This is a genomic window from Larkinella fluvii (assembly GCF_051857545.1).
Lineage (GTDB): Bacteria > Bacteroidota > Bacteroidia > Cytophagales > Spirosomataceae > Larkinella.
The window spans coordinates 177,296-184,560 of sequence record NZ_JBPZHB010000012.1 but is presented as its reverse complement, the minus strand read 5'-3'; the positions used below and the strand labels follow the sequence as shown (position 1 = coordinate 184,560).

The 7,265-nt window shown below is 51.0% G+C and carries 4 protein-coding genes and 1 pseudogene; all 5 read left to right on the top strand.

Annotated features, from left to right (window positions below):
- Positions 1-117 (top strand): annotated as a pseudogene (locus ACS5NO_RS28640) (integrase core domain-containing protein); the annotation flags it as partial.
- A 240-nt stretch (positions 118-357) separates the two neighbouring features.
- Positions 358-1,011, top strand: coding sequence for an RNA polymerase sigma-70 factor (locus tag ACS5NO_RS28635; RefSeq protein ID WP_439418308.1), 654 nt, complete (start codon positions 358-360; stop codon positions 1,009-1,011).
- A gap of 48 nt (positions 1,012-1,059) precedes the next feature.
- The gene (locus ACS5NO_RS28630) at positions 1,060-2,043 is read left to right on the top strand and encodes a FecR family protein (RefSeq protein ID WP_439418307.1); all 984 of its coding nucleotides are present in this window, start codon (positions 1,060-1,062) and stop codon (positions 2,041-2,043) included.
- 16 nt (positions 2,044-2,059) lie between these two features.
- On the top strand, positions 2,060-5,620 hold the full coding sequence (locus tag ACS5NO_RS28625) for a SusC/RagA family TonB-linked outer membrane protein (RefSeq protein WP_439418306.1): 3,561 nt from the start codon (positions 2,060-2,062) through the stop codon (positions 5,618-5,620).
- A gap of 17 nt (positions 5,621-5,637) precedes the next feature.
- On the top strand, positions 5,638-7,176 hold the full coding sequence (locus tag ACS5NO_RS28620) for a RagB/SusD family nutrient uptake outer membrane protein (protein ID WP_439418305.1): 1,539 nt from the start codon (positions 5,638-5,640) through the stop codon (positions 7,174-7,176).
- Positions 7,177-7,265 lie beyond the last annotated feature (89 nt).

The window sequence follows — 7,265 nt, the reverse complement described above, 5'->3', positions numbered from 1 at the left end:
TTGAACGCTCATTGGTTCTTGTCGCTGGAAGATGCTCAGGAAAAAGTTGAACACTGGCGGCAGGAATACAATAGCTTCCGACCTCATAGCTCACTCGGTGGGCTAACGCCAAATGAGGTTGGAGAGGGAAGGAAAAACCAACAAATGAACGTCCGATCCTCAATCTTTGACCGGAACGCTTTTTGGGAGGACCTCATTAACGTCCGATCCTCAATCTTTGACCGGAACGCTTTTCGGGAGGACCTCAACTTCCCTTGCATTTAAAAATAATTATAAAAAATATAAGATTACACATAGGGTAAACCTATTTTATGCTGTCTATTCAGAGAGCGTACAAAAGTTCATAAGCTTGCCGCAATGGCCGAAAACAATCCGAAGCAGAACCCTATCAACCTCACGACACCTATACCCCAACGGGAAGAAGTTGTCGTGATGGACAGTGAGTATCTCATCAGGCAGGCGTTTGCTACTGACATACACCGGGGATATGAGCTTTTGTTCCGGCGCTATTACAAAGTACTGTGCAATCAAGCAGTGCGATTTACGTATGCCCGGGATGTGGCGGAAGATATTGTTGCTGACATATTTATGGGGTTTTGGAAGAATAAAGTCCATGAACACATAACTACGTCCTACCGGGCTTATTTGTATCAGTCGGTACGCAACCGGGTTTATAATCACCTCCAAAATGAATTTAGACAGGCCAGCCAAATGGGTAAACCCGTCGAACTGGATGCGGTGGCTGATGCTGTTTCAGAAGATCCCCAAAGCATTATTCAATGTACTGAGCTTTATCAGCGCCTTGAAAAAGAGGTCAAGCTTTTGCCCCCTCAGTGTCAGCGCGTATTTGTGCTGAGTCGCTTTGAAGGCAAGAAACAGCGGGAAATTGCGGAGGAACTACAGATCTCCCTCAAGGCCGTTGAAGCGCATATACAGCGTGCCCTGCTTCAGTTAAGGAAAGTAATCCATGTCGGAATCATTGTCTGGATAACTGCCTGGTTATTGAAATAAGGTTAAGTAGCTGACTGGTGACTAGTCCACATAAACGCATGATCTGTGATGAATACAACCGTTCATAAACAACTTCTTTTTGCCCACTTCTCTGGTCTGGCTACGCCCTTGCAACAGCGCCTGATTGAAGAGTGGTTGAAAGAGCGAATTAATCAGGAGACCTATTATGAATACCTCGAAGAATGGGACCGCCTGAATCTGCAATATCATCCCGATGAAGACCGCATTTGGGAAAAGCTACAGCAACAGACTCAACGAGTTGAACAGCCGTTGTTTGCAGACGAAAAAAAAACGTTCCGGTTTCCAATCCGCTGGGTTGCTGCGGCTTCGCTGTTCATGATCAGTCTGCTGATGACAGGCTATCTGTTCAGGAAATCACTATTAACCAAAACGATTGAGACGGCTTACGGAGAAGTTCGCAAGGAAGCCCTCCCTGATGGCAGTTTGGTCACGCTGAATGCCCATTCCCGGTTAGAATTCCCCCGGTTTGGCTTTGGCGAATCCTCCAGAGATGTTTTCCTGACAGGACAGGCTACCTTCTCGGTGCGCCATCTGACAAACCACCAACCGTTTATTGTGCATACCAACAGGCAATTTGATGTGACCGTACTGGGCACTGAATTCACGGTTTATGCCCGTAATCAGGATGCGCAGGTTGTGCTCCACCAGGGGAAGGTACAGATTGATTACCAGGGATTAAACAAACCCGAACGGCTGACGATGCTGCCCGGCGATATGGTAAAAATGGACGTAAACCGACAACTTCGGGTCAATCATTATAAACACACAGGACAGCATAAAGCCTGGCAATACCACCAGTTTGTGTTCGACCAGACGTCGCTGCGCGACATTGCCAGGCTCCTAGAAGAGAACTATGGCCTGCAGGTCAGTATCCGCGACGAAGCGCTGGCCACGCGTACGATATCAGGTGCGTTTAAAGCCACTACCGCCGAAGAGCTACTCCAGGTAGTGACGGAGCTACTGGATGTAAATTACAACCGCCAAAACGATCAAATACTGCTTTTCGAATAATTTACACTTTTCCTTTATGAAACAAACACTACGCCAACTCGGGCTTTACGCCTGGCTGGCAGGTTTATGGCTGATCTGTCGGCAACCTGCCCAAAGTCAGAGCCTCGCAATGACCAGCCAAATCAGGCCAGGCGTGCAGAATGATTCCCCTCCGGTAGCCGTCCGCCAGTTAAAAGCGGTGCTGAATGAGCTAAAGTCCCGGTACCAGGTCGAGATCCTGTTCGAAGATAAAGTGATTGAAGGGTACACTTTGCCTGCTAAGACCGCGCTAACCAACGGGACATTTGAGTCTTTACTGCAACGGGCGCTGGAGCCTTTTGACCTGCGCTACAAACGGGTTAAGGCAGGTACTTATCTGATTCTGGCCCGCAAAGCCGATCGAAAAACAGTGTATCAGACCCCAATACCGGAGGTTCTGACTCCCACCTCCAATGCCCCGACAATGTTTAATCCCTCTGTTGCTATCAATGCTGAAATGCAACTGGTCAAAGAACCGGAAAAGCCGCAGGAAATGACCGTTCGGGGCCGGATAACGGATAGTGAAAAAGGCGAAGCGTTGCCTGGCGTGAGTGTTTCGGTAAAAGGACAAAGCCGGGGAACGTCGACCAACGCCAGTGGGGATTTTCAATTGACGGTATCGGATGGCACTAGTGTATTGATATTCAGCTATATCGGCTATGAACGACAGGAAGTACGGGTGGGGTCTCAGGCCATTATAAACCTGACCATGAAACCATCTCAGGCAACGCTGAATGAAGTCGTCGTCGTTGGGTATGGTACTCAGAAAAAACGCGATATTACCGGAGCCGTGGGCAGCGTATCGGCCCAGGAAATCCGGGCGGTGCCGGTCATGGGGGCCGATCAAGCGTTGCAGGGCCGGGTAGCCGGTGTTCAGGTGATTCAATCAAACGGCGCACCGGGTGGGGCCGTACAGGTACGGGTACGCGGGGTTAATTCTACAGCGGGCGGGGGTGCCAACCAACCCCTATACGTAGTAGATGGAATTCCTCTCACCTGGAGCGAGGGCAACAACAGCCTTTCAGTGGGCAACGAAGGCAGCACCGGTGGAGCGGGTTCCAACAACTCAAGCCCCCTGGCCTCGATCAACCCGAATGATATTGAAAGCATTGAAGTACTTAAAGATGCTTCAGCAACCGCAATTTATGGTTCCCGTGCGGCAAATGGGGTTGTGCTTATTACCACTAAAACAGGTAAGGCAGGCAAGACTGTAGTAAGCATGGATGCGTACTACGGGGTGCAGCAACTCCGCCGAAAAATACCGGTCACCAATGGCCGCGAACGGGCCAGTTATACTTTTGAACACCGCCGAAACGCAGCAACCCGTGGCAACGAAATTTTTGATGTATGGGCGGTGAATCCGTATTTACTCTACGAGGGCACTGATTGGCAGGACGAGATGTTTCGCCAGGCCCCCATGCAGAACTACAACCTCTCGGTGACGGGTGGTACCGACCGCATTCAGTTTGCTGTCAGTGCCGATTATTTTAACCAGCAGGGGATTGTTCTGAACACGTTTTCCAAACGCTATTCGTCGCGCCTTAACCTTGACGTAAAAGCAACGGAACGACTCAAACTGGGTACCCGCACGGCGCTTAACTACCAAACAGGAAATAGCATAGATACCGACGAGTTCTTTCAGAGCCAGCTCAACGGCCTGACCACGGCCTCGCCCCTGGGTCTTGTCTATGACTCCAACGGGCAGTTTGCCGGGCGCCCCAACACCGTTACCAATGGCAGTATGTTTGTTGATGGTGGCGGCAATGCTGTTGCCAACGCGATGCAGCGCAAGCGCAACGCCGATCGCTACCGAATCACCTCCAATGTGTACGGTGAATACCAGATCACAAGAGACTTGCGCTTTAAAAGCCTTTTTGGTATCGATTACCTGTTCAATGAGCTGACCAGTTTTAACCCGGTCTGGCAGCGGGGCGTAGATGCCAACACGAACCAGACGTTGTTTGCCAGCCAGCCAAAAACCTTTAACTGGCTGGCCGACCAGTTGCTTACCTACGACCGCACGGTGGGGCGGCATACCATCAATGCAGTAGCAGGCTTTTCGGCGCAGCAATTTTTGCAGAAGTCGATGGGGGCTACGGCCCAGGGTTCACCCAGCGCGGCCCTGGACCAGTTAGGAAATATGCCAATACCCACCGGGGTGTTTGGGGGTGAAACCAAGTCGGCCCTGGTATCGCAGTTTGTTCGCGCCAATTATGCCTATGCCGATAAGTACCTGTTTACGGGAACAGTACGGCGCGATGGTTCTTCCCGCTTCGGGTCCAACAACCAATATGGTATCTTCCCGTCGTTCTCTCTGGGCTGGCGTATTTCAGAAGAACCGTTCCTTAAGCAAAGTAAAGCACTTTCTGATCTTAAATTTCGGGTGAGCTATGGCGTAACGGGTAACCAAAACATTGGCGACTTTCTATATTCGGCCCTGGCAGGCGGAGCCAATACCGTATGGGGTAACACCATTACAACAGGTGTGGCACCCACCCGCTTCGAGAATCAGGACATTCAGTGGGAGCGTAACAAGCAATTCGACGCCGGGCTCGACATCGGTCTGCTTCAGGGGCGCATCAACCTGACCCTCGATTATTACGACAAACTCACCGATGGATTGCTGGGTCCGGCTCCCCTGTCGGTGATCTCGGGTGTGGGCAACGCCTACACGACCAATATTGGAAAAGTGAGTAACCGGGGTTTCGAGTTTGCGCTGAATATGGTACCGGTGAACAGCGGCAATTTTCGCTGGAACCTTGATTTAAATATAGCCACCAATAAAAATGAAGTCGTCAGTTTGGGCACCCAACCGTTTCTGCTGGGTGCGAGCATCTGGCGGACCCCCGGTTACATCAACCGCACTGAAGCAGGGCACCCCATCGGTGGGTTTCACATCATTGTCGAGAACGGTCAATACCAAACCTGGGAGCAGGCAGCCACAGCGCCACTGGTTAAATTAGGGGCGCAGCCTTACTTTGCTCCCGGCGATTTTATTCCGGTCGATCAGAATGGGGATAAAGTACTCGACGACAACGACCGGGTGTGGTATGGCTCCCCTTTTCCCGATTACTTCGGAGGCATAAACAATACACTAACCTACAAAGCGCTATCTCTCAATGTGTTCGCCAATTTTCAGCACGGCAACCTGCTTTGGAATCAGCCCCGTCTGAACTCGGAAACCTTCGAGGGTAACGTGTGGCGGGAGACGTACGATAACCGCTGGCTTCCTTCAGCCCCCGGCGTGCAAACCACGGTACCCGTGCCCCGCAACAATAATCCAATCTTACCCTCTACCCGGTTTTTAGAGGATGCCTCGTTCCTGCGTGTTCGTACCATCACGCTCGCCTACGAACTACCCAAACCACTGCTCACCAAAGCGAAGCTGAGCCGGGTCCGGATCTACGCGTCGGGCAATAACCTGCTGACCTTTACCAAATATTCCGGCTGGGATCCTGAGGTGAACAGTTTCGGTTCCAACGTAACCACAAACGGCATTGATATTGGCGCCTATCCTATAGCCAAATCCATTATTCTGGGACTGAATCTGAGTTTCTAATCCTTTAGCTAACATGTATGAAACGACTTGTTCAACTTCTACTACTACCTGCCCTGCTGTTAAATTCAGCGGGCTGTGATAAAATGCTTACGCCTGATCCCGTAGGCGTTCAAACCGTCAATGCAACCTTCATCGATTTCGCTGGTACGCTCTCAGCAGTCAATGGCGTGTACAACATCCTGTCAGGGGGTAATTTGTACCGGGGCAATTTAAACCTGCTTTCAGTCGATTACGCCAGTGATGATGTTCAGAATACCAGCCGATCAAACGCAGCCTACAATGTGGTTGATTATTTTGAACTTCCTGCCGACAATGCCCTCACGTTTGGGCTTTGGGACGATCTGTATAGAATTATATACCGTACCAACGTTATTGCGAGCCGGGTACCAGGAATTATTTTTCCGGTCGCTCAGTCATTGGGTCCAACGGGCGTTGCTTACAAAGATCAGTTTATCGGTGAGGCAAAGTTTATGCGGGCTTTCGCTTACTTCAACTTAGTCAGGTTATTTGGCGATGTACCGCTGCGGACCACTGAAACGACAAGTCCCACTGAGGTAAACATCGCACGTTCACCCTCGGCTCAGGTGTATGCTCAAATTATCGACGATCTCAAAGATGCAGCCGTTAAACTGCCAACCGTGTATTCAGGCAGTGGACCGGGCAACGAAAAAGGCCGCCCCACGCGCTGGGCAGCGCTGACCATGCTGGCGGATGTGTACCTGACACAAAAAAACTACGCAGAAGCCAGGGCCACGGCGGCCCAGGTAATTACCCAGAGTGGTCTGAGCCTCAACACCAGCTATGCCGCTAATTTCTTTGCCCGGGGTGGGGCCAAAAATGGTCCTGAGTCCTTATTTGAAGTGCAGTTCAGCAACGGAGGTAGCGCTTCCGGTACTGCAGCGTTCGGTAATCCATACTCGTTTATCATGGGTGCGGTCACTGAGACAAACGGTGGCGTAGTAAGCCTGGGGGCCTATCGACCAACAAACAACCTGGACCCTGAAAACGAATCGGGTTTTGGGGGCGGTCTTATCCAGGAATATGAAGCAGGTGACCTGCGCCGGGATGTAAACTTTGTTCAGGCTCGGAGTGGGTCGGGCGTTACTCAGTGGCTGACCACAAAGCACCACTTGCCCAACACGGGTGCGGTAGGGCAAGCCAATTTCCCCATTTATCGGTTGGCCGAGGTGCTGCTTATTTATGCCGAAGCGACAAACGAAGCTGGACTGCTGGATGCGCAGGGCCTGGACTACGTAAACCGGCTGCGTCGTCGGGCCTTTGGACTGCCGCTGACAACACCCGATACCAAGGTAGATTTGAACAGTGGGCTTACCCAAACCGCCTATCGTGACCTGATCCGCTCGGAACGGCGTAAGGAGCTGGCGATGGAAAACCACCGCTGGTTCGATTTGCTGCGCTACGGCTTTGACTACGCCAACACAGTGCTGAAAGTAAATCAAAAGCGCGACGCGTTCACGAAAGAAAAGCTGCTGTTTCCAATTGCTAAAATTGAAACCGTTAACAATCCGCTTCTCACACAAAATCCGGGATATTAAAATCACTTCCTAATTGCCTTTTACGATGAACTACCTATCAACACATTGGCTACGGATTGGGCTTTGGGCTTGCGCTGTACTGGCATTCT

What these genes read in the sequence shown, in the direction of transcription:
- ACS5NO_RS28635 (WP_439418308.1), top strand. Translation starts at nt 358, where the DNA reads ATGGCCGAAAACAATCCGAAGCAGAACCCTATCAACCTCACGACACCT.
- ACS5NO_RS28630 (WP_439418307.1), top strand. Translation starts at nt 1,060, where the DNA reads ATGAATACAACCGTTCATAAACAACTTCTTTTTGCCCACTTCTCTGGT.
- ACS5NO_RS28625 (WP_439418306.1), top strand. Translation starts at nt 2,060, where the DNA reads ATGAAACAAACACTACGCCAACTCGGGCTTTACGCCTGGCTGGCAGGT.
- ACS5NO_RS28620 (WP_439418305.1), top strand. Translation starts at nt 5,638, where the DNA reads ATGAAACGACTTGTTCAACTTCTACTACTACCTGCCCTGCTGTTAAAT.